Origin of the sequence: Paractinoplanes lichenicola, assembly GCF_016785085.1 — a bacterium.
In the GTDB taxonomy this organism is placed as follows: domain Bacteria; phylum Actinomycetota; class Actinomycetes; order Mycobacteriales; family Micromonosporaceae; genus Actinoplanes; species Actinoplanes lichenicola.
Genome location: NZ_JAENHO010000003.1, coordinates 309,487 through 329,544, shown reverse-complemented (window position 1 = coordinate 329,544; position 20,058 = coordinate 309,487). Strand labels below are relative to the sequence as shown.

The following is a 20,058-nucleotide window of genomic DNA, read 5'->3' as shown; positions in this document are numbered from 1 at the left end:
AGATCCCTATTTATCACGACACGCCCGATTCAAAACGTGCTCCCCCGCGCGCCCGCGTAGTCCAATGGACCCGTGCCCGGAGACTCGCCACAACCTGGGGAAACGCCTCGCAGCGGGTCCGACCCGTGGGCGTTGCCCGATCCCGACGCCGCCTGGTGGCGCGGCGAGACCGACCGCCCGGCCGACGCCCCCGCCCGGCGCTGGCCGCCGGAGCCGACGAAGGCCGGCGCCGAACAGGCCGCGGGCAGCACCGGCGTGCTGGTGCCGCCGGCCGCGGCGCCCCGCACCGGCGAGGCGGCCGAGGGGCATGAGGCCGGGGTCCAGGACACCGAGGAGGAGCTCGCGCCCGTCGCCGCGAAGCCCCCGGCGGCCGTCGAGCGCGACCACGACCAGCCGGACCCGCACCGCTACACGCCGCTGCGGCCCGCCGCCGGGCACACGGCGCGAAAATCACCCGAGACGGTGGCCGCCGACGCCCCACCATCGGTCGACGCCCCACCATCGGTCGACGCCCCACCATCGGTCGACGCCCCGCCGGCCCCACCATCGGTCGACGCCCCGACGGCTGCACCCGAAGCCCCGGCCGCCTCGCCCCGGCCGAGGCCAAAGGCCGAGGTCACGCCGCCGCCGGACGACGTCATGGTGCTGCCCGAGCCGAGCCTGCACCACCGCCCGACCGTGCCGCTCGACCACCCGATGCCGATGCGGCCGCGTCAGGCGGGCAGCCCGCGGACGCGTCCCACCGAGCCGCTGCCCCCGCCGACCGGCACCCCGGCCACCGACGCCCGCCTGCAACGGCTCGAGAACTCGGCCTTCTGGCGCGACCCGGTCGACGACACGATCGAGGTCAAGCCGGGCGAGGAGCCCCCGCCGGCGCTCACCCGGGCCCGCCATCGGGGCACCGGCCGGGCCCGGGCCAAGCCGTCCGGGCGGCCGCTCTCGGCCCAGGTCTCGCTGGTGGCGCTCGGCCTGGTGGCGGCGTTCTTCGCCTGGGTCAGCGCGGAGCCGTTCTGGCTGGCGGTCGGGCACGGCGACCAGGGCTACGTCACCACGACCCAGTGCACCGGCGACGGCGTGACTCAGCGGTGCGCCGGGCGGTTCGCGTCGGCCGACGGCCGCTACACGATCACGCAGGTGCGGCTGCTCGGGGTCGAGGGGCAAGCCCGGCTGGCCGGCACGGTCACGCCCGCACGCATGGTCAGCCCGGACAGCCGCCAGGCGTACGTGGGCGGGACCGGCGCCCTGCTGCAGCTGCGCTGGCTGCTCGGGTTCGCGCTGGTGCTGCTGTGTGGCTACGCGATCGCGGGAGTGACCAAGGCGCGGCGGCTCGAGACGGCCCGGGCCCGGCGCGGCGCCGTGCTGCTCAGCCTGGCCGGCCCGCTTGCCCTGCTGGCCGGCTTCCTGGCCGCCGCGTACTAGCCGTGCACCAGCGCGTACACCTCGCGCTTCTTGATCCCGAACTCGTCGGCGACGGCCTGGATGGCGTCCCGCCGCGACGATCCGGCCGCCTCCCGGGCCGCGACCGCCGCGCGCAGGTCGTCGTCCGGCGGTCGCTCGGCCGGGCGGGCCGGGGCACCACCCACCACCACCGTAATCTCGCCGCGCGGCTCCTCCCGCTGGGCCCAGGCGGCGAGCTCGGCCGCGGTGTCGCGCCGGATCTCCTCGTACGTCTTGGTCAGCTCCCGGCAGACCACGGCGAGCCGCTCGTCGCCGAACGTGGCCGCCACGTCGGCCAGCATGCCCGCGATGCGATGCGGCGCCTCGAAGAAGACCAGCGTGCGGGGCTCGGCCGCGAGCTCCCGCAGGCGCGATCGGCGGTTGGACCCCGTACGGGGAAGGAAGCCCTCGAAGACGAAGCGGTCACTGGGCAGGCCCGAGAGCGCGAGAGCCGTCGTGACCGCGCTCGGCCCGGGCGCCGCCGTGACCGGGAAACCCGCGTCGAGGGCGGCCCGGACCAGGCGATACCCCGGATCGGAGACGCTCGGCATGCCCCCGTCGGTGACCACCGCGACGACTGCGCCCCCGGCCAGCGCCTCGACCAGCTCGGGCGTACGGCGTTCGTCGTTTCCCTCAAAATATGAAACGACCCGGCCGCCGACAGTCACGCCGAGATCGCGCGCCAGACGAGCCAGCCGGCGTGTGTCCTCGGCCGCCACTACATCGGCGTTTGCCAATATCTCGCGCAACCGGGCCGAGGCGTCGCCGATGTTGCCCAGCGGCGCGCCGACGAGCACGACACGGCCTTCGTTGGTGGGAACCACCCGGAAAGTCCATCACACGCCGCGACGAGGTGACGGCGGGCACCGCCTCCCAGTCGCAGGTCCTACGATCGCGGGGTGACTACGGCGGCGACGACGGAGACAGAGCTGACCCCGGAAGAGCCCGCGGCGGCCGAACCCGGGGGCGTACGGGCGGTTCCCGAGATCGTGCGGCGGCGGCTCAAGACGCTCGACAACTGGCTGAACCCGCACTCGTGGCTGGTCACGGCCCTGATCGTGACGATCGCGGCGATCCTGCGGCTCAACGGGATCAGCAGTCCGAAGGGCTACATCTTCGACGAGGTGTATTACCCGACCGACGCCTGGGACATGCTGCAGCACGGCGTCGAATGGGACGAGAAGACCAACGGCCCGGCGTACGTGGTGCATCCCCCGCTCGGCAAATGGCTCATCGCCCTCGGCGAGCTGATGTTCGGCAACACCGAGCTGGGCTGGCGCTTCCCGGCCGCGGTGGCCGGCACCGTGATGATCCTGATCCTCATCCGGGTGACGTACCGGCTGTTCCACTCGGTGCTGCTGGCCGGGCTGGCCGGCCTGCTGATGACGCTCGACGGCTTCCAGCTGGTGCTGTCGCGCACGTCGCTGCTCGACATCTTCCTCGGCACCTTCATCCTGGCCACGTTCGCGGCCCTCGTGCTCGACCGCGACCACTATCGACGCCAGTGGCTCAAGGCCCTCGAGAAAGGGTTCGACCCGGCCAAGACCCCGGCCGTGCCCCGCATCGTGCCGTGGTGGCTGCTCGTCGCGGGCGTCACGTTCGGCCTGGCCTGCGGCGTCAAATGGAACGCGCTGTTCTTCGCCCCGTTCTTCGCCGCCCTGGTCATCCTGTGGCGGACACAGGCGCGCCGCTCGGCCGGCGTCCGGGGCCCGTTCCTGGCCGGCATCATCGGCGACCTCGGCTGGCTGCTCCTCAGCTTCGGCCTCACGTTCGTGATCTACCTGGCCACGTGGACCGGCTGGTTCGTCACCGACACCGGCTACTTCCGCCACTATCGCGAGGCCAACGGCATGAGCGAGCCGCCGGTGATCGGCGCGCTGCTCAACCTGTGGCACTACCACCACGAGGCGTACAGGTTCCACAGTGGCCTGACCGAACGGCACATCTATCAGTCGTGGCCGTGGCAGTGGCTGCTGCTCGGGCGTCCGGTCGCCTTCTATTGGAACAACAGCGGCAACTGCGGCGCCCCCAGCTGCGCCCGCGAGATCCTGCTGCTCGGCACGCCGATCCTGTGGTGGAGCTTCCTGCCCGCCCTGGCCGCCCTGATCTGGTTCGGCCTGGCCCGCCGCGACTGGCGCGCCTGGGCGATCCTGGTGCCGGCGGTCGCGGGCCTGCTGCCGTGGTTCTACTACGCGGTCAAGGACGGGCGCACGATGTTCTCGTTCTACGCGCTGCCGGCCCTGCCGTTCCTGATCCTGGCCGTCGTCTATGTGCTGGGCGCCATCATGACGCCCCCCGAAGGCATAACCCAGGGCAAGGCACGATCCGACCGCCAACTGATAGGCACGGTGGTGGTCGGCGCCTACATCGTGCTGATAGCCGTGTGCTTCGCCTACTTCTACCCGATCTTCACCGCCCAACTGCTCCCGTACGAGAGCTGGTCGGGGCGGATGTGGCTGGGGGGCCGCTGGATCTGACCCTGGCCCCTTAGCTGTCTTCGGCTCGCACAGGCCGCCGTCGTGGTTGTTGCCACGGGGCGGCTTGTCGCTTTCCCGGCCCGGTGCTTTCCGCCCGGGCGGTGCCTTGCCGCTCTCCCGGCCCGGCGCACTCGCCGACCGTGTTGGCTTGTCGCTTCTCGGGACGATCACCCCCGCCGGCGCTTTCGCGGCCCCGCGCTGGGGTCGCCGCCGTCCATGGCGACCGCTACCGCCCGATAGCCGATCCGCCAGACAGCCGATGCGCCACCGCCACCGCCACCGCCACCGCCGAGATCAACTTCGCAAGATCGCTGTACGGCCACCGCCTCCCCCGCCCACCACGGGAGACGTGTTGGGTGGAACCTACTCCGAGTCAAGCTGACGGGGTGGAGTTGTCCACAAGTGACGATGAGCGACTGGATCGGTATCCACAGGGGCGGGCGGGCTATCCACAGGCACGGCAGTCGCGGGGCGCCTCGGACACAGTGGTGCGACCGGCACGGGTGGTGGACCCGAGGCTCAGGGGCCCACTGCGGGACGCTGCCCTCCGCGGACTTGCTTCACGGGAGGCCGGGGTCCGCGGGCCGGCTCTACGAAAAGTCAGCGCCCGCGGACTGAGGTGGGATCCGCGGATTGGCTTCACGCGAGTCTGGGATCCGCGGGCTGGCTTCACGCGGGGCTGGGGAAAGAAAGGGCGCGCCCCGATCGCCTGCCACGGGGGAAGCGGGCGATAGGGGCGCGCAAGATGAAGCTTAACGACCTCCGATGTCGGACACAACGGGTGGCCTGGGGAACTTTCAAATTTCGATCAAGCCGATTCGACAACCCGGACATAGCGGTATATTCTCATTAAGAAGTGCAAATCACCGCGTGAATAAGCTTCGGGCTTTTGCCTCTTTCACTGTCGGGGATGCGACAGCAAAACAATTGGCAAAATCGCGTAACTTTGAGCTCTTCGCCTTTGCGATGCTGCTCAGCGACGCGCGCCCGGCGGTGGCACATACAAGTCCCCATCTGGTCAAACTCTAGGGCTCATCATTTCGGTTGAATTCCGGAAAACGATCATCCGTCATGCGGAAGAGTGAGACGTCGCAAGATCGCGATTTATCTTTTTAAGCTCGCCGCGTGACTTCGCAGGAGCCAGAAAACCCGCATTTCGACGCCTCCGATTTTCCTGAGACCGAAGTGATCTCGGTCGAGGCCCCCGCACCGGTGTTCGTGGACAGCACCGGGCGCCGCAGCCGGTTCTTGCGGCGGCTGGCGTACGCGTTCGGTGTGCTCGTCATGTTGTACGGCGGCCTGATCAGCGTCAGCCTGGCCGGCGGGCCGGTCCGTTCCAGCGCCGTGCTGCCGCTGCCCGGCCTGGAGCCCGAGGAGAAGAAGGAGACGCCGGCGGTCAAGCCGAGCCCGCCGCCGGCCCCGACCCCCTCGCCGACCCAGGCGGCCCGCGCGCTTCCCGTCGTGGAGGCGCAGCCGCGCCGGACCACCGTACGGCCGCAGCCGCCCCGGCTCGAGTCGACTCGGGTGCCGCCGTCCACGCGGAGGCCGACGCCGTCGCGGACGCCCACGCCGGTCCCGAGCACCTCGCCCCGGACGCCGGAGTCGACGACGCCGCCGACCACACCGACCACCACGCCCCCGACCACACCGACGACCACGCCACCGGTGACCCCGGTCAAGACACCGCCGGTGCCGCCGGCGCCACCAGGAACCGGCGGGGAGGGCGGCGGATCGGTCGTCGACGACCCGACGACGAGCCCGAGCCAGGACGGCTCGGGCTCGTCCGGCTCTGGAGACGGCTCCAGCGGCGGCGAAAGCGGCGGCGGAAGCGGCAACAGCACGAACAGCGGCAGCGGCGGAACAAGCGGCGGCGGAAGCGGCGCCGGCAGCAGCGGTGGCAACGGCAACAGCGCTGGAAGCGGCGGCGGAAGCGGCAGCAGCGCTGGAAGTGGCGGCGGAAGCGGCAACAGCGGCGGCACCAAGGACAACGGCAGTTCCGGAGACGCGGAGGACTCCGGAACGACCGCGACCACAGCCGCCCAGCCCGACACCAAGCCCAAGGCCACCGACCCGTCGCCGACGGGCTCGATACCCCTCACGACCAAGGTGCCGCAGTGACGCCTCACACCCCCGCCCACAAGGCTCCACCCCCCAACACCCCACCCCCCATGCCGCCCACCCGGACCCGCACGCGCGGCCGCGGCCCCGTACGGCGCAGGCTGCTCCCCCGCCCCCGGATCATGCTCGGCTCCCTGCTCGTGCTGGTCTTCGTCGGTGTCCTGGTGGTGCAGGCGTACATCAATGCCGAGTTCAAGAGCGACCACCTCGACTCCGAGGTCGGCGATCAGGCCGGCGTCCCCGAGGAGATCCTCAACGGCGGCCCGGTCATCAACACCACCGGCGGCCAGGCCAGCACGAGCCGCATGCCGCCGAAGACGATCGCGCTGACCTTCGACGACGGCCCCGACCCGGCCTGGACGCCGAAGATCCTCGACGTGCTGGAGGAGAACGACGCGCACGGGACGTTCTTCGTCGTCGGCTCCGAGGTGTCGCGGCATCCGGAACTCAGCAAGCGCATCACCGACGAAGGCAACGAGCTCGGCCTGCACACGTTCACCCACCCGAACCTGCAGCGTCTGGCTCCGTGGCGGCGCACCTTGGAGCTGTCGCAGACGCAGGTGGCGATCGCCCGGGCCACCGGCGTGCACACCAACCTGGCCCGGTTCCCGTATTCGTCGAAGAACGCGGCCATCGACGAGATCAACTGGAAGATCATCAAGGACGCCGGCCGGCAGGGTTACCTGGTCGTCGTCAACGACCTGGACAGCGAGGACTGGCAGCGGCCGGGCGTACCGCAGATCATCAAGAACGCCACCCCGACCGGCGAGAACTCAGCCGTCATCCTGTTCCACGACGCGGGTGGCGACCGGCAGCAGTCCGTCGAGGCGCTGCGCCAGTTCATCCCGGCCATGAAGGCGCGGGGCTACAAGTTCACGACCGTGACCGAGGGCCTGAACCGCACGATCGAGCAGAGCAACCAGGCCGCTGCGGCCGCGAAGGCGAAGGTGCCCCTGCTGCCGGAGAACCCCGACGCCGCGCACAGTGACGTCTGGCGGGGCAGCGCGGTCATCTGGACCGTACGGGTCGCGGACGGCCTGGTCTGGTTCATCGCCATCCTGTTCCTGATCGTCGGGGCGCTGACGATCGGCCGTACGGCGCTCTTGCTGCTCCTCGCCACCCGGCATGCCCGGCAGCGCCGCAAGCCGAGCTGGAGCTGGGGGCCCGAGGTGGTCGAGCCGGTGTCGGTCATCGTGCCCGCCTACAACGAGAAAGAGGGGATCGAGGCGGCCGTACGCTCCCTGGCCGGCGGCGATTACCCGGCGATCGAGGTGGTGGTCGTCGACGACGGGTCCACCGACGGCACGGCCGCCCTCGTCGAGCAGCTGAGACTGCCCAACGTACGGGTGGTGCGCGTGCCCAACGGCGGCAAGTCGAACGCGCTCAACACGGGCATCGCCCTCGCGCGGCACGACCTGATCGTCACCGTCGACGGCGACACGATCTTCGAGCCGGACTCGATCCGGACGCTGGTGCAGCCGTTCGGTGATCCGACGGTGGGCGCGATCGCCGGCAACGTCAAGGTCGGCAACCGGGAGCGGATGGTCGCCGCCTGGCAGCACATCGAATACGTGATCGGCTTCAACCTGGACCGCCGCCTGTACGAGGTGCTCGGCATCATGCCGACCGTGCCCGGCGCGATCGGCGCGTTCCGCCGCGAGGCCCTGCAGCAGGTCGGCGGGATCAGCGACGAGACGCTGGCCGAGGACACCGACGTCACCATGGCCATGCTGCGGCAGGGCTGGCGGGTCGTGTACGCGGAGGACGCGAAGGCCTGGACCGAGGCGCCGGCCACTTTGGAGCAGTTGTACCGGCAGCGCTACCGGTGGAGCTACGGCACCATGCAGGCGATGTGGAAGCACCGCCGGGCCCTGTTCGACCGGGGACCGTCGGGCCGCTTCGGCCGGGTCGGGCTGCCGTTCCTGGCCCTGTTCGGGGTCGCGCTGCCGATGCTCGCGCCGGTGGTCGACATCATGCTCGTCTACGGCCTGGTCTTCTGGGAGCTGGAGGAGACCGTCGTCGCGTGGCTGGGCATGCTCGCCCTCCAGCTGTTCACCGCGGCGGTGGCGTTCCGGTTCGACAAGGAGTCGCTCAAGCCGCTCTGGCGGTTGCCGTTGCAGCAGTTCGCTTACCGGCAGTTGATGTATCTGGTGTTGATGCAGTCGGCGACCACCGCGCTGACCGGCGGGCGGCTGCGCTGGCACAAGCTGCACCGCGCGGGCCTGGTCGCCCGCACCGAGGCGCCGCCTCCCCCGCCCGCCGAGGTTGCGCCCGTTGTGGACACTTGGCCTTCCACGCTGGGGCAGGGCCGGGTCGAGACGCATCCGGCGGCGGGCCGGGCCGTCGCGCGTCCGGCGGTGCCGACGCAGCCGGTGCGGCACCAGCAGAGCGCGGAGCTCGGCCCCGAGGATCTTCCGTCAGCCGGCTCGCCCCCGGGTGGCGGCTCCGGCCCGGTTTACACCGGGTGAAAAGCCCGGCTCGAAACCGGGTGAAAGCCCGGCTCGAAACCGGGTGGAAGCCCGGCTCGAAACCGGGTGAAAACCCGGGTCAGCACCGGGTGAAGCGTCGGCCCGTGCCCGCTCGAACTGCAGCCGAGCGAGCACGGGCCGATTGCGTACGGGCCGATTGCGTACGGGGAACTAAATGGTGATCAGATCGTCGAGCATGGCCGCCGGCGTGAGGTCGGCCGACGGGAACACCACGTGCAGCGAGGTGCCGTCGCCGGGCCGGTCCGAGAGGGCGACCGTCGCGTGATGCGCGTCGAGGATCTTCTTGGCCACGGCCAGCCCGCGGTCGGGTCCGGGAATGTTCGCCGGGTTGGCGATCGCGCCGTAATACAGGTGCGGGAACAGCTCGGGCCGCATGCCGTCGGGCAGGTCCATGTCGTCGAGGCGGATCGCCGGACCGGCCTCGATCTCGGTGCCCACCCGCACCCGTCCGCCCGACGGCGTGTACTTGACCGCCGCGAACAGCAGATGGGTGAGCACCTGCTCGAGCCGTACGGAATCGGCGATGATCGGCAACGCGGGACCGCCGGCCTGGTTGAGGATCCAGATCTGCTTGGTGGCGGCGATCGGGCGTACGGCCTCGACCGCCCGCTGCGTGATGCGCGTGAGGTCGATCTGGCGCATGTGCAGGCTCTCGGTGCCGAACCCGGCCTCGGCCATCGTGCTGAGGTGGTGCAGCAGGTCGAGGAAGCCGCGGATGTGCCCGGCGGTGGCGCGCCCGACCAGGTCGGCCATCTCGGCATCGTGATACCCGGTCTTCCCGAGCTTTTCCACGTACGCCGAGATCAGGCGGAGCGGCGCCCGCAGGTCCCCGCCGAGCAGCGCGGCCAGGTCGTCCTTGCGCCGCTCGAGCTCCTGCAGCCGGGCCGTGGTGTTGGCCAGCGCGACCGCGTGCCGGCGCAGCTCCATCTGTGAGGTGACCTGCCGGGCCAGCGCGCGCAGGGCCTGCAGCTGCTCGATGTCGAGGCGGCGGGGCTCGTTGTCGACCACGCAGAGCGTGCCGAGCGCGAACCCGTCGGTGGTCACCAGCGGCGCCCCGGCGTAGAAGCGGATGCCGTCCTCGCCGGTGACCAGCGGATTGTCGGCGAACCGGCGATCCTTGGTCGCGTCCGGCACGACCAGCAGGTCGCGGCCCAGCACCGCGTGGGCGCAGAACGCGCTGTCGCGGTCGGTCTCGGTCTTTTCCGTCCCGACCCGGGCCTTGAACCATTGGCGATCCGTGTCGAGCAGAGTGACCAGAGACATCGGTGTGCCGCAGACGTTCGAGGCGAGCGCGACGATGTCGTCGAAGTCCTGCTCCGGTTCGCTGTCGAGGATGTCGAGCGCGTAGAGGGCGGCGAGCCGGTCGGTCTCGTTGTCGGGCAGGGGAGCTTTCATGGGTCACCTCCGAGGCTGCCTTCAGAGGTACCACACAAAAGTAGCAACCCTCATGTTTAGCACTAATCGCCCGCGGCTCGGTGGCCCTCCGCTGAAATATGCGTTCCCCGTACGCATATGTCGCGAGCGGGGTGGAGAGATCGACGCTCGACGTGATATCCACTGAGGACACCATGACGACCAAGTACGGGGGAACGTCTTGAAACGTTGGGGTGCCGCACTGCTGTGCGGCCTAGTCATGTCCTTCACCATCACGGGCACCGCCCGCGCCGACGAGCCGGCCGCCCCGCCGTCGGTCACCGAGTCACCGGCCCCCGCCCCGGCCGCCGCCGACTGCACCAAGCTCGAGCCGGGCCGCCTCGGCAACCTCACCGCCGAGCAGATCAACACGGTGGTGATCCCGCCGGGCGGCACCGGCTGCACCGACGTCCACCTCCCCGCCGGGCGGTATTACCTGCAGGTTCGCGGCGCGGGCGTCGCCCACTCGGGCTGGGTGTTCCGGGCCGACGAGAGCCGCCTCTGCCCGGCCCCGCGCGGCTCGCTGTGGGAATGCACCGTGCGCGCCGAGGACGACTACCAGGTGCGGATCAACAACACGTCGGCCACCGACACGATGACCTACCGGGTCGCCGCGATCCGCCAGGACCCGGCCGACTGCACCACCCGCATCTCCACCGACTGGAACGCGCCGCGGGTCGCGCTGCCCCAGACCGACGAGCTCGAGGCGCATTGCGTCCGGTTCGCCGCCACGAACGGCGAGAACATCCTCGGGTTCTCCCAGTCCGGCAACGTCCACGTGTACGACCTCGACAACGTCGGGGCCTGCGGGTGGCCTCTCCGGTACAACCCGCCGTGCCAGATCCGGGCCACCGGCGACTACGTGGCCATGGCCGTCGCGAACCCGACCAAGCCCGACAACGAGATCCAGATCCGGTCGCTCACCTCACGGGCCGGCTGCCCCGAGCTCTCGCCCGGCATGCTGGGCGACCCGACGGCCGACCCGCTCAACGGCATCCGCTGCCGGACGATCCACGTACCCACGGCCGGCAAATACCGCATCACCAACACGACCGCGACCGGCGCGTCACGCACCCTCATCGCGCTCGAAGGCACGGAGTCGCTCGGCAGCAGCGCCTGCAATCACACGTACTGGATCCCGGCCGACGGCGTCTGCGAGTTCACCAAGGCCGGCACCTTCACCCTGGTCGCGAGCGGCGACACGTCGAGCCTGCCCGAGGACGTCCCGTATTCGGTCACGTTCACGCACGACGAGCCGTTCGTCTGCAAGGAGATCGGCATCTTCGGGCTGCCCGAGCCGGCCCAGAAGGGCACCTTCACCAAGGCCGGCGAGGTGCACTGCTACGAGTTCACCCGCGCCGACCCGGCCGCGACCGACGTCCTGTTCCCGCCGTCGGCCACCGGGGTCGCGCGGCCCGAGTACGAGAAGGTCCCCTCGCCCCGGTCCGGATACACCCGGGTGCTGTTCACCGCCCCCGCCGCCGGTGACTACAAGTTCGTCCTGCAGTACAAGCGGACCATGGCGTATTGCCAGCCCTGGAATGAGGAGGTCGTCGCGGAGTTCAGCGCCGACCAGTTCACCCGGTGCTTCCGGATGCCGCAATACATCACTCCCGCCCAGCTGACCACGACGATCGAGAAGCTGTCCGGCTCGGGCGCCCTGGAGGTCCACGTCAACCGCGACGGCTGGAACTTCTGCCCCGGCAACGACACCGAGTTCACCTGCGCGACCGGCAACAGCGAAGCCCCCGCACTCGTGCTGGTGGGTGACGCGGAACCAGCCACGTACCGGATCACCCGCACCCCGACGACGCCGGTGTCGTAGCCGACACGCCCTAGGCGTTATGTCCCTTTTCGGGACCCTCCGTCAGTACTGTGAGCCCCACGCTCTGACGGAGGTCCCGATGCTACGAATCCTTCTCGGCCTCGCGACGGCGGCCGGCCACGGCCTACTACTGGACGACGTCCGCGTCTCCAGCTGCGTACTGATCCTCTGCCCCAGATCCGCAGCCCAGCCCGCCTGACCCCCACCCGGCGCAACTGACCGCACCGTGGGGCGTCCGGGGGCTCGGCCCCCGGAGCAGATATGACAAACGCCCCGGGTCCGCGTTGTTTGCGGACACGAGGCGTCAGAGTTTGTGGAGCTGTGGGGATTTGAACCCCAGACCCCCTCGATGCGAACGAGGTGCGCTACCAGACTGCGCCACAGCCCCCTACCAGCCCGCGGACCGCAGTCCGTGGAACCTCGGCAAGGTTAACAGGTCTAGACCAGCGATCGCGAACCGGCCCCACCCTATGCCGTGTGGTGTCGTCCCCCGGCCTCGTAGGCCCGCCCCCGCAGCCCTCCGGTCCGGCGGTAGTGCACCGACGGCGGCGCGGCCGGCGCCTCGTCGCGGTCGAGACCCATCGCCGTACGGCGGGCCGCCTCGCGCTGCGCAGCCAGCTGTTTCTGCTTCTCGCGGCGGTCGCGGGCCCGGCGGGCCTGTTCGCGGCGGACCATCGCCTGCTGGGCGGCCAGCCACGCCGCCTCGCGGGCCTCGATGCGCCGGCGGCGGCGGTCGGCCAGGGCCCGGTTGCGCAGGTGCACCAGGTCGATCGCCAGCAGCGCGCCGGTGACCGCGAAGCCGATCCAGAAGCCGGGGCCGACGGCGGCCACGCCGACCAGCTCGATGATATTGAGCAGCAGCAGGGCGGCGAAAACCCGGCGCCGGCGGACGACCGCCGGGGTGTGCCTTCGCTCCGGCAGGCGCCGGGCCGGTCGGCGGCCGGGTGTGACCAGGCGCAGCCGGCGCTGCGGCTTCTGGGGAGAAAGGGGGGCCGGAACCGTAACCGTGACCAGCCGTCCGGGGTTGATCGGTCGGCGTCCGGGCACAGTACGACGACGGCGCTGGCGCTGAAGCACCCTCGCCGTCGACGACGCCCGCTCCGCGGCGAGCCGCTCGGTGGCGTCGTACCGGCGTACCAGCGCCGGTGCGAGGGCGAGCAGTCCGGCCGCGGCGAGGACGGCGAGGAGCACCGAGGTCGGCACCCTCACCCCTCCCGTCAGCTGTGGGCGGCCCGCTCGTGCACGTTCACAAGCCGGTCCGCAAGACCCAATCTCCCCGAGATTACGGCCGCGAGCTGCGGAAATGCGCCCGACGCGCCGCGCGTCGAGCTGTAAGGATCAATAAGGCACACCGGGGTCAGGCCCGGACACGCCGCCAGCGGGCCATGAGACCACCCTCGGCGGCTACCTCCTCGCTGGTCAACGCGTAGCCGAGGTGGTCGCGCCAGCCGCCGTCGATGTGCATGTAGCGCTGGTGATAGGCCTCCTCGCGGAAGCCGAGCTTCTCCACCACGCGCCGGGAGGGCCGGTTCTCGGGGCGGATGTTGACCTCGATGCGGTGCAGCCCGCCGGGGCCGAACGCGTGGTCGACGGCGAGCGCGAGGGCGGTCGGGATGACGCCGCGGCCGGCCACCCGATGGTCGACCCAATACCCCGCGTACGCCGAACTGAAGGCTCTCCGGACGATGTTGCCCAGGTTGACGTGGCCGACGAGCCGCTCGCTGCCGTCGTCCTCGCGCAGGCAGACCGCGAACGGCATGCTGTCGCCGCGGCGGGCGGCCCGTTTCATGTCGGAGTAGACGTAGCTGTAGGCGCGGGTCGAGTTCATCTCGGACCACGGGCCGGGCGGCGCCGACTCCCAAGGGGCGAGCCATTCCTGGTTGGCGATCCGCACCTCGGACCAGGACCGGCCGTCGCCGCGCTTGTAAGGCCGCAACAACACCGGGCCGTCCGCCAGCACGGCGGGCCACCCGGGTGTGGACCCCAGCATCTATCGCCTCCGGTCGAGAAGCAGCACATCCACGGTCGAGCCGGCGGCCGCCGTGGTGACCCGCTCGCCGAGCACCAGCAGTCCGTTGGCCTCGGCCAGGCCGGAGAGAGTGTACGGCCCACCGGCCAGCGGTTGCACCGTATGTCCCCCGCCGCGCCGTTCGGCCACGTGCGCGGGACGGAACTCCCGCAGGCCGCCCGGGGAGGAGATCGTCTCCAGCAGGTGCGCCTTCACACTCGTACGGAACACCGGCTCGGCCCCGGCCAGCAGCTGGATGACCGGGCGGGCCAGCACCTCGAAGCCGATCAGCGCCGAACCGGGCTCGCCGGGCAGGCAGACGACCGGCACCTCCTCGCCGCCGACCGTGCCGAAGCCGAGGGTCGCGCCGGGACTGAGCGCGACGTCGGTGAACTCGACCGCGCCGCGGCCGGGGTCGCGCCGGGACAGCACGCGGCGCAGCATGTCGCCGGGGCCGGTGCCGGTGCCGCCGGTGGTGATGATCAGGTCGGCTCGCAGGGTCTGATCCTCGAGCAGGCCGCGCAGGCCCTCGGGGTCGTCGTCGCAGATGCCGATCCGGTAGGCCAGGGCGCCCGCCTCGACCGCGGCCGCCGTCAGCGCATGCGAGTTGGCGTCCACTATCTGGCCGGGCTGGCTGGGCCGGCCCACGTCGACCAGCTCGTCACCGGTCGCCACGACCACGACGCGGGGGCTGGGCCGCACCACGACGTGCCCGATGCCGGAGGCGGCGAACGTGGCCACCATGGCCGGGGTCACGTACGCCCCGGCCGGCGCGAGCACCTGCCCCGCGGCCACTTCGTCGCCGGCCCGCCGTACGCCGGAGCCCCGCTTGGGCGCGTGCTGGATCTCGACGGCGGCCATGCCCTGATCGGTCCAGTGCACGGGCACGACCACGTCGGAGCCGATGGGCAGCGGCGCCCCGGCCGCCACCGAGAAGCAGGTGCCGGGGTTGAGGCGTACGGGACGCCAGCTCGCCGCGCCGAGGTCGCCCACGACGTTGAGCCGCACCGGCCGGCCGCCCTCGAAGCGCCCCAGCGACGGATGCGAGCCGACCCGCCCGGCCCCGGTCAGGTCTTCCCAGCGGGCCGCGTAGCCGTCGATCGCGGCCTGGTCGAAGGCGGGATAGGGGTGCGGCGCGAGCACGTCGTTGGCCAGCACGTTGCCGTGCGCCTGGGTCAGGTCGAGGTCGAGCGGGGGCAGCGCGCGAAGCCTGCGCAGCACGCTGCCCAGGTATTCGGCGAGAGGCATCAGCTCGTTGGCGGCCGCCTCGGCATCGGCCGTTGCCGTCATCCCTTCGCACCGCCGGCGACGAACTCGGCCAGCCAGCTCCGGAACTCCTCGCCCAGGTCGTCGCGCTGCGCGGCCAGCATGACGACCGTCTGCAGGTAGCCCAGCGGCATGCCGGTGTCGTAGCGGTGCCCGCCGTAGACGACCGCGTGCACGGGCACGCCGTCGGCCAGCAGCTGCGCCATCGCGTCGGTCAGCTGGATCTCGCCGCCGCTGCCGGGCTTGGTGTTCGCGATCGCCTCGAAGATGCTCGCGGGCAGGATGTAGCGGCCGAGCACGGCCAGGTTGCTCGGCGCCTCGTCGGGGTCGGGCTTCTCGACCAGCCCGGTGACCTCGACGACGTCGTCGCCGCCCTCGGCCGACGGGTTGACCGAGGCGATGCCGTAGCGCGACGTCTCCTCCGGCTTCACCTCACCCAGGGCCAGGACAATTCCCCCCGTACGGGCTTGCAGGTCGAGCATCGCGGGCAGCAGTGGCTTGTCGAGCTCGACGAACTCGTCGCCCAGCAGCACCGCGAAGGCGTTGTCGCCGACGTGCGAGGCGGCGGTGCCGACCGCGTGGCCGAGCCCGAGCGCCTCCCCCTGCCGGACGGTGTAGATGTCGGCGAGCTCGCTCGTGCGGCGCACCTCGGCCAGCCGCTTGGTGTCGCCCTTCTCCTCCAGCCGGGCCTCGACGTCGGGCCGCCGGTCGAAGTGGTCGACCATCGAGGTCTTGCCCCGGCCGGTGACCAGCAGCACGTCGGTGATCCCGGCGGCCGCGGCCTCCTCCACGATGTACTGCAGGACGGGCCGGTCGACCACGGGCAGCAGTTCCTTCGGCACGGCCTTGGTGGCCGGCAGGAACCGGGTCGCCATGCCCGCCGCCGGGATGACGGCCTTCACCGCCCGGCGGCCGGGCGCCTGCCCGTTCGTGGTCATCAAGGTCACCGCACTTTCGCTCGGTCCTGCCCGGGGTATGCCGCGAGACTAGCGGCCACGCCTGTGTTGCTGCGGTCGTAACCCACCCGGCACGGCCGTCGTCTGATCAAAGTTTCCTTCATGATCGTCGGAAGAAACCCCTGACTTCGTCACATCCCCGGGTTCCGCCAACCGGTACGTGTCGCGTCCGGCGTTCTTGGCCGCGTACAGCGCGCGGTCGGCGGCCGCGAGCACCTGCACCGAATTCTCGCCGTGCTCGGGATAGACCGCCACTCCGATCGACACCGTGATCGGAATCTGGACACCGTCGACGGCCACGGGACGGCTGCGCACCGCCGCACCGAGACGCTCGGCGACGATCGCGCCACCGTACGCGTCGGTCTCCGGCAGCAGCACCACGAACTCCTCGCCACCCTGGCGGAACGCCACGTCGACCTCGCGCAGCCCGACCCGGATCCGCCGGGCGAACTCGCCCAGCACCGCGTCACCGGCCGCATGCCCGTACGTGTCGTTCACCTCCTTGAAGTGATCGAGGTCGAGCACCAGGACCGCGAGCATGCGCCCGAATCGGCTGGCCCGCTCCACCTCCCGGCGCAACGATTCCCGCAGGTAACGGTAGTTCCACAGCCCGGTCAGGGGGTCGGTCAGCGACAGCCGCTGCGCCTCCTCGTGCATCCGTACGTTGTGTACGGCCACTCCGGCCTGTCCGGCGAACGTACGCAAGGTGTGCAAGTCGGCGTCGTCGAACGCGTCCCCGCCGACCCGGTCGTAGAGGGCGAGCACCCCGAGCGTGTCGGGCAGCGGCTGCGGGTCGCCCGGTTCCTCGGCCACCGCGGGGGCACAGATCGGCACGGCCACGTACGTGAGACAGGGCGGCTCGGCCGACGCCGGCGAACCCTGCCCCCGCCGCGGCTCGCCGGTCGCGGCCACCGCCCCGAGCACGCCCGGCCCGATCGGCAGCCGCCGCTTGATCAGCTCGCTGTCGGGCACGTCCCAGTCGCCCGGCAGCCCCACGCCGCAACGGGCGACCAGCTGGTCGGTGGCCGGGTCGAGCAGCAGCACGAGACCGGCCCGGGCCCCGGTCGCGGCCAGGGCCGTACGCAGAATGACCTGCAGGATCCGGTGCAGGTCGTGGGTGCTCGACAGCGTCTCGCCGAGGATCGCCAGATGCCCGCGCAGCTGGTCCCGGCTGGCCGTCAGCGCCTGCACGTACGCCTGCAGCTCGCGGGTCATCCGGTTGAAGGTGGCGGCGAGCCGGCCCAGTTCGTCGGCGCGCAGAATCGGTACGCGGGTGTCCAGGTCGCCGTCGGCCACCCGGTCGGCGGCCCAGGCCAGCTCGCCCAACGGGCGGGTGGTCGAGTAGGCCAGCCATCGCGCCACCAGCACGGCGGCCAGCGCGACGGCGAGCACCACGGCGGGCAGCAGGGCGTACAGGAAGGTGGGTTTGCTCGGGGGAACGATCAGCGTGAGGTGCAGGGGCTGGCCGGGCTCGGCCTGGAGGCGACGATGCTCCTCGCTCGGCCGATCGCCGCCGGTCAGGCTGACCTCGGTGCCGCTGGCGGCGGCCAGCCGGGCGAGAAAGGCCTGGTCGACGTTCTGCGCGGCGGTGACCAGCTCGTTGCCGGCCATCGAGCGGGCGGCGATCGCGGTGGCCGGCCCGTCCGCCGGAGCCGCGCAGTCCTGCCAGCCGGTGAACTCGACCGGTCGCGGCGCCGGAATCGTCGTCCCGCCGGCCCGCGCCGTCACCTGCCCGACAATCTTGATGTCGGTGGCCAGACCGCGTGTGATCAGCTGGCTCGCCACCGCCGACCGGTCGTCCGGGGGGACCACCGCCACCGCGTCGGCCGCCGCCTGCAGCTGCCGGCAGGCCGCCGCCATTCCCGTCCGCACCGTCGTCGTGGCATGGTCGAGCCGCTCGGCGGTCCGATCCCGGCTCACCGTGGCGACAGTTATGGCGACAAAGATGGACCCGAGCAGGACCGGACCGAGCACGACCACCAGAAAGGCGGTGGTGAGCCGGCCACGCAGCGTCACGCATCCTCCCGGGAATGGCCCTCTTTGGAGCGATGCTGACATAGTGTGCACCGTTTGCCGGTTTTCAAAAGGGGGTGTTGCGTGCCCGATTTAACCCGTGATGCGGAAAGATCTCGCGCCGAGAAGACTGCGCTACGCAATCGGCTGCTCACTTCCCGTCGCGCCCTGACACCCTCCGCGTTGACCTCCGCCGCCGTCGCCATTCAAGATCAAGCCCTTTCCCTCGTACGCCGTGAGGACCGTCCCCTGCTGGCGGCGTACGTGCCGGTGGGTCGCGAGCCGGGCGGCGCCGATCTGGTGGTGTCGCTTTCCGCCCATGCCCCGGTGCTGTTGCCCGTCCTCCTTCCGGACAACGACCTCGACTGGGCCGCGTATCCGTCCCCCACCCCTTCGCGTCTGGCCACCGGTCCCCGCGAGCCGCTCGTCACCGGCCCGCGCGGGCTGCTTGAGCCCGCCGGCCCCCGGCTCGGCGTCACGGCCGTCGCCCGGGCGCGGCTCGTCTTCGTGCCCGCGCTCGCCGTCGACCGCCGCGGCATGCGCATGGGCCGGGGCGGCGGCTCCTACGACCGGGCGCTGGCCCGCCTGACCGGGGATACGTTCGTGGTGGCCCTGCTGCACGACGGTGAGCTGGTCGACCACGTGCCGGCCGAACCCCACGACCGCCCCGTCCACGCCGCCATCACCCCCGGCGCCGGTCTGACCGTTTTCGGCAACTGACGCTCAGCCAGCAGGCCGAGTGGACGAAATGACCTCCGATGGCGCAACATTGGCACTCGGAGTTGGCGAGTGCCAGCAGCCGACCAGATCCGGAGGAGCCGTGCCTACCTACCAGTACGCCTGCACCGAGTGCGGACACCAGCTCGAGGCCGTGCAGTCGTTCTCCGACGCGGCCCTGACCGAATGCCCGAACTGCCAGGGCAAACTCCGCAAGGTCTTCAACTCGGTCGGCATCGTCTTCAAGGGTTCGGGCTTCTACCGAAACGACTCCCGCTCCGGCAACGTGGGCGCCGAGAAGTCCGGCAGCAACGAGTCCACGAAGAAGGACGCCGCCGCGAGCTCCACGCCATCGTCCACGTCCTCGACGTCGACCTCGTCCTCGGGTGACTCGTCGTCCTCGAGCTCCTCGTCCTCGTCCGGCTCGTCGACTTCGTCCTCCACGACGTCCTCGTCAAGCAGCTCGAAGACCCCCGCCGCGTCCTGACCCACTCCGAACCGCGCCGAGCCCGAAACAGGGCCGGCGCGGTTTGTCGTGCCCTGGCACCCGAGATCCAGTCCCGTTACCCGAGACCACCCACCAAGGCCAACCCCCGAGACCACCCACCAAGGCCAACCCCCGAGACCACCCACCCGGGGGGCTTTGTGAAGGTACGCCATCCCCGAGGAGCTCCCCGAGTTATCCACAATTCCGGGTTATCCACAGGGGTCGAGCGGACGATCTTCCGGCCCGCCTAACGTTCGCCCCGGCGCCGCAGGACTGCGACGTCGGAGCGACCGGAAGGGGCATGGCCGATGGGCAGGACCAGGTTGGCTGCTGCCCTCCCCAAGGCGCCGGGATCACCCAGCCGCGACGGCGGCGACGGGCGCCTCGATCCCGTGCGCTGGCGCCGGCCGGCTCGCGGCAAGCTGCTACGCCTCGCAGTGGTCGCGATCCTGCTGGGCTCCGCCGCTCTGACGTCGTGGTCACCTTCCAGCGAGTGCGAGCCCCCACCGGCGCTCACGGCACCCGCCGCCAAGACGCCACCGGCCTCAGCGCCGGCGAGCGACGACGGCCAGGTCCCGGCGGGCAGCGTGGGCGTCCCCGTCCGGCTGGCCGATCCCGCGGCGCTGGCGCTGGTCGAGGCGGGCAACCGGGTCGACCTGTTGCGTCTTGATGAGTCCAGCGGCAGCACGACGCCGGTGGCCGACTCGGCGCTGGTCCTTCAGGTCACCGGCTCCGACGATCCGGCCATCGGCGGCCTGCTGCTGGCGTTGACACCCGACGAGGCCGCGCAGGCGGTGGCCAAGCCCGGCCAGAGTTTCGCAGTCCAGATCCGCCCGCCGGAGCCGTCATGAC

The 20,058-nt window shown here is 71.2% G+C and carries 15 protein-coding genes, 1 tRNA gene and 1 pseudogene; 8 read left to right on the top strand and 9 right to left on the bottom strand.

Going from position 1 to position 20,058, the window contains the following annotated elements; all coding sequences use genetic code 11:
- Positions 1–132 precede the first annotated feature (132 nt).
- Complete coding sequence (locus JKJ07_RS10535) at positions 133–1,419, top strand: hypothetical protein (RefSeq protein WP_202991265.1); 1,287 nt, start codon at positions 133–135, stop codon at positions 1,417–1,419.
- On the opposite strand, the gene rsmI is transcribed toward JKJ07_RS10535, so the two are convergent.
- The gene (gene rsmI / locus JKJ07_RS10530) at positions 1,416–2,261 is read right to left on the bottom strand and encodes a 16S rRNA (cytidine(1402)-2'-O)-methyltransferase (RefSeq protein WP_202991264.1); all 846 of its coding nucleotides are present in this window, start codon (positions 2,259–2,261) and stop codon (positions 1,416–1,418) included. The two genes, JKJ07_RS10535 and rsmI, sit on opposite strands and share 4 nt — an antisense overlap.
- Before the next feature lie 75 nt (positions 2,262–2,336).
- Between rsmI and JKJ07_RS10525 the strand changes: the two genes are divergently transcribed.
- The 3 genes from JKJ07_RS10525 to JKJ07_RS10515 all read left to right on the top strand — a co-directional run bounded on the left by JKJ07_RS10525 (position 2,337) and on the right by JKJ07_RS10515 (position 8,500).
- Positions 2,337–3,914, top strand: a complete 1,578-nt coding sequence (locus JKJ07_RS10525) for a dolichyl-phosphate-mannose--protein mannosyltransferase (RefSeq protein WP_202991263.1) — start codon at positions 2,337–2,339, stop codon at positions 3,912–3,914.
- A 1,125-nt stretch (positions 3,915–5,039) separates the two neighbouring features.
- Positions 5,040–6,032, top strand: coding sequence for a hypothetical protein (locus tag JKJ07_RS10520; protein ID WP_202991262.1), 993 nt, complete (start codon positions 5,040–5,042; stop codon positions 6,030–6,032).
- A gap of 50 nt (positions 6,033–6,082) precedes the next feature.
- Positions 6,083–8,500: a bifunctional polysaccharide deacetylase/glycosyltransferase family 2 protein gene (locus JKJ07_RS10515; RefSeq protein ID WP_202991261.1), complete on the top strand. Its 2,418-nt coding sequence runs from the start codon at positions 6,083–6,085 to the stop codon at positions 8,498–8,500.
- Between the two features lie 171 nt (positions 8,501–8,671).
- Here the strand turns inward: JKJ07_RS10515 and JKJ07_RS10510 are convergent, their stop codons facing one another.
- A complete protein-coding gene (locus JKJ07_RS10510) occupies positions 8,672–9,916 on the bottom strand; it encodes a GAF domain-containing sensor histidine kinase (RefSeq protein ID WP_202991260.1) in 1,245 nt (414 codons plus the stop codon).
- 238 nt (positions 9,917–10,154) lie between these two features.
- Here JKJ07_RS10510 and JKJ07_RS10505 point away from each other — a divergent pair, with 238 nt between their 5' ends.
- On the top strand, positions 10,155–11,759 hold the full coding sequence (locus tag JKJ07_RS10505) for a hypothetical protein (RefSeq protein ID WP_202991259.1): 1,605 nt from the start codon (positions 10,155–10,157) through the stop codon (positions 11,757–11,759).
- A 314-nt stretch (positions 11,760–12,073) separates the two neighbouring features.
- On the opposite strand, the gene JKJ07_RS10500 is transcribed toward JKJ07_RS10505, so the two are convergent.
- The 6 genes from JKJ07_RS10500 to JKJ07_RS10475 all read right to left on the bottom strand — a co-directional run bounded on the left by JKJ07_RS10500 (position 12,074) and on the right by JKJ07_RS10475 (position 18,005).
- Positions 12,074–12,147 (bottom strand) — tRNA-Ala (locus JKJ07_RS10500).
- Between the two features lie 80 nt (positions 12,148–12,227).
- The gene (gene sepX / locus JKJ07_RS10495) at positions 12,228–12,962 is read right to left on the bottom strand and encodes a divisome protein SepX/GlpR (protein ID WP_202991258.1); all 735 of its coding nucleotides are present in this window, start codon (positions 12,960–12,962) and stop codon (positions 12,228–12,230) included.
- 154 nt (positions 12,963–13,116) lie between these two features.
- Positions 13,117–13,749, bottom strand: coding sequence for a GNAT family N-acetyltransferase (locus tag JKJ07_RS10490; protein WP_202991257.1), 633 nt, complete (start codon positions 13,747–13,749; stop codon positions 13,117–13,119).
- Positions 13,750–15,057 (bottom strand): molybdopterin molybdotransferase MoeA, encoded by a 1,308-nt coding sequence (locus tag JKJ07_RS10485; protein ID WP_202991256.1) that lies wholly within the window; start codon positions 15,055–15,057, stop codon positions 13,750–13,752.
- Positions 15,054–15,971, bottom strand: coding sequence for a UTP--glucose-1-phosphate uridylyltransferase (locus JKJ07_RS10480; RefSeq protein WP_202991255.1), 918 nt, complete (start codon positions 15,969–15,971; stop codon positions 15,054–15,056). Before JKJ07_RS10480 ends, JKJ07_RS10485 begins: the two co-directional genes overlap by 4 nt.
- A 48-nt stretch (positions 15,972–16,019) precedes the next feature.
- Positions 16,020–18,005, bottom strand: coding sequence for a diguanylate cyclase (locus tag JKJ07_RS10475; RefSeq protein ID WP_202991254.1), 1,986 nt, complete (start codon positions 18,003–18,005; stop codon positions 16,020–16,022).
- A gap of 81 nt (positions 18,006–18,086) precedes the next feature.
- On the opposite strand from JKJ07_RS10475, the gene JKJ07_RS10470 reads away from it, so the two are divergent.
- Entirely contained in the window at positions 18,087–18,722 is a 636-nt protein-coding gene (locus JKJ07_RS10470; protein WP_202991253.1) for a 5-formyltetrahydrofolate cyclo-ligase, read from the top strand.
- Positions 18,723–18,750: 28 nt separating this feature from the next.
- Positions 18,751–18,915: pseudogene (locus tag JKJ07_RS51675) on the top strand (FmdB family zinc ribbon protein); the annotation flags it as partial.
- 62 nt (positions 18,916–18,977) lie between these two features.
- Here the strand turns inward: JKJ07_RS51675 and JKJ07_RS51670 are convergent.
- On the bottom strand, positions 18,978–19,211 hold the full coding sequence (locus JKJ07_RS51670; RefSeq protein WP_307834242.1) for a hypothetical protein: 234 nt from the start codon (positions 19,209–19,211) through the stop codon (positions 18,978–18,980).
- Between the two features lie 303 nt (positions 19,212–19,514).
- Here JKJ07_RS51670 and JKJ07_RS10460 point away from each other — a divergent pair, with 303 nt between their 5' ends.
- Entirely contained in the window at positions 19,515–20,057 is a 543-nt protein-coding gene (locus JKJ07_RS10460; RefSeq protein WP_236028707.1) for a hypothetical protein, read from the top strand.
- Position 20,058 lies beyond the last annotated feature (1 nt).

What these genes read in the sequence shown, in the direction of transcription:
- JKJ07_RS10515 (WP_202991261.1), top strand. Translation starts at nt 6,083, where the DNA reads ATGCCGCCCACCCGGACCCGCACGCGCGGCCGCGGCCCCGTACGGCGC.
- JKJ07_RS10510 (WP_202991260.1), bottom strand. Translation starts at nt 9,916, where the DNA reads ATGAAAGCTCCCCTGCCCGACAACGAGACCGACCGGCTCGCCGCCCTC.
- JKJ07_RS10505 (WP_202991259.1), top strand. Translation starts at nt 10,155, where the DNA reads ATGTCCTTCACCATCACGGGCACCGCCCGCGCCGACGAGCCGGCCGCC.
- JKJ07_RS10490 (WP_202991257.1), bottom strand. Translation starts at nt 13,749, where the DNA reads ATGCTGGGGTCCACACCCGGGTGGCCCGCCGTGCTGGCGGACGGCCCG.
- JKJ07_RS10485 (WP_202991256.1), bottom strand. Translation starts at nt 15,057, where the DNA reads ATGACGGCAACGGCCGATGCCGAGGCGGCCGCCAACGAGCTGATGCCT.
- JKJ07_RS10480 (WP_202991255.1), bottom strand. Translation starts at nt 15,971, where the DNA reads ATGACCACGAACGGGCAGGCGCCCGGCCGCCGGGCGGTGAAGGCCGTC.
- JKJ07_RS10460 (WP_236028707.1), top strand. Translation starts at nt 19,515, where the DNA reads ATGGGCAGGACCAGGTTGGCTGCTGCCCTCCCCAAGGCGCCGGGATCA.